The organism is Leucothrix pacifica, from assembly GCF_003172875.1.
In the GTDB taxonomy this organism is placed as follows: domain Bacteria; phylum Pseudomonadota; class Gammaproteobacteria; order Thiotrichales; family Thiotrichaceae; genus Leucothrix; species Leucothrix pacifica.
The window spans coordinates 1-1,648 of record NZ_QGKM01000129.1; the positions used below are offsets into that span (position 1 = coordinate 1).

The following is a 1,648-nucleotide window of genomic DNA, read 5'->3' on the forward strand; positions in this document are numbered from 1 at the left end:
AAAGATGGAATCGAGGTAACTGAGAAAAACCGGGACGCGGCGTAGAATTCTTCTCAGACACTACTCTTGACCATAGCTCTAAATTGTACCCAGCAGCGAAAATAAAGCTGAGTTTTGCGAAATAGGCAGCAACTGTCCATCGCAAAGCGCCCAGCCACGCGGTGCAAAGTTCCCACCAAACATGGTAATCTCACCAATAGTTGGATCTGAAATAGACATAACACTCTCCTTAAATCTTTATAAACCAGTATTCCTACCAGCATAAATTAATTAAAAATAGCCTCCAGATAAAGACCATTCTCATCACTTGTAATCGGGGTAAGAAATACCCCTTCGAACGCTCCCTCAACAGGGTGCGTAAAGTCGTAACCCCCCTGTATATCCTCGCTACCCACAGGAAACCGAAAAACCAGAGTAAACGGCACACGCTTACCTTCTTCTGTATCAGTTTTAGGCTGCTGCCAGCTATGCAAAGCCTGTTTTCGCTCAACTTTAGCGACTTCAACCAATACAAGCTCACGACCATCCAGTAAATAAAAGGTATCATTAGACAGCACTTGCATACGCTCAAAAGTCATCTGCGCCAGAGTCACATTAGACTGAGAATTTGTTGTCATTGTTTTCCTCCTCTTTGTGTAAGACCGGCTGCCAAGTTATAGGCCCCATGTTCACGAGAACCAATACTCTGATTACAAACCGGACGCAAAGACAAAACAGTTCAATCAACGGTGCTCGTTAACATTATTTGAAATAACCCAGAATTAATCATTTGACTAACACTTACATAGTCTCCTGTCTAACCGTAGACCATAAAAATCATTCCTGCCAAACTAAATGAGAAAATTGCACATATTCACTCATGACCTACACTTATTGGTCAGCAGCCCGCTTAGCCATTTCTCTGCGTAACACAGCCCAAGAAAGGTCAGAATAAGTATCAAACGCTTTTTGCTCGTGTGGAGCATCTTCATCAATATAATCAAACACGTCACGCGTATCAGGCTTAGGCGCACTGGTTAGTAACAGTAATTCATCACGATTCAGGTAGACATGAAACGTCGCTGCAAAATTACCTTCTGCCATAGGGCAGTGAACTTTATGTACCGCGAAATGCTTATCCGTCAGCCAAGCACATTGCCCTGGAGTCAATGTCAGTAGTGCCATTTTTTCTGCATCCCAAGCCAAAGACTCATAGGCCATCACATCAACTTGACCTGTCAAGCAGTAGACAATACCACTGGTAGTACCATGTGAATGAATCGGCGAATAGTGACCACCCGGCCAAATTTCCAAAACCACTGGTGAACCAAAATCTCCGAGGTGATAATCACTTTCTGTCTCATCGATCCCAAACTCACTTGCTAGGTGGTCGAAGTCTCCTTTGCCAGTGCAAGCGACTCGAATATAAGGCGGGTGTGATTTGTCGTCTTCAGCTTTAATATCCAAAATACGCTTTAAAACGAGCTATGGTCAAGAGTAGTGTCTGAGAAGAATTCTACGCCGCGTCCCGGTTTTTCTCAGTTACCTCGATTCCATCTTTAAATGGTACGCCTTCGATTACCTTTGCCAGGTAATCAAATCCTCTTAATCTGTGCCAGCGCTTTTGCGCGCACTCACCCAGCTTGAACATCATGTGAAGCATTGTTTC

General features: G+C 43.9%; 3 protein-coding genes and 1 pseudogene. All 4 read right to left on the reverse strand.

Going from position 1 to position 1,648, the window contains the following annotated elements; translation table 11 throughout:
• Positions 1 to 78 precede the first annotated feature (78 nt).
• On the reverse strand, positions 79 to 219 hold the full coding sequence (locus DKW60_RS23150) for a phage tail protein (RefSeq protein WP_219988901.1): 141 nt from the start codon (positions 217 to 219) through the stop codon (positions 79 to 81).
• 47 nt (positions 220 to 266) lie between these two features.
• Positions 267 to 617 carry a DUF6916 family protein gene (locus DKW60_RS23155; RefSeq protein WP_109840015.1) on the reverse strand — a complete coding sequence of 117 codons (351 nt, stop codon included), beginning with the start codon at positions 615 to 617 and terminating at the stop codon, positions 267 to 269.
• Between the two features lie 253 nt (positions 618 to 870).
• On the reverse strand, positions 871 to 1,446 hold the full coding sequence (locus tag DKW60_RS23160; protein WP_109840016.1) for a cupin domain-containing protein: 576 nt from the start codon (positions 1,444 to 1,446) through the stop codon (positions 871 to 873).
• 49 nt (positions 1,447 to 1,495) lie between these two features.
• Positions 1,496 to 1,648, reverse strand: a pseudogene (locus DKW60_RS23165) (IS256 family transposase); the annotation flags it as partial.

Bases quoted from the DNA above. Each gene is read 5' to 3' on its own strand.
- DKW60_RS23150 (WP_219988901.1), bottom strand. From the start codon at position 219: ATGTCTATTTCAGATCCAACTATTGGTGAGATTACCATGTTTGGTGGG.
- DKW60_RS23155 (WP_109840015.1), bottom strand. From the start codon at position 617: ATGACAACAAATTCTCAGTCTAATGTGACTCTGGCGCAGATGACTTTT.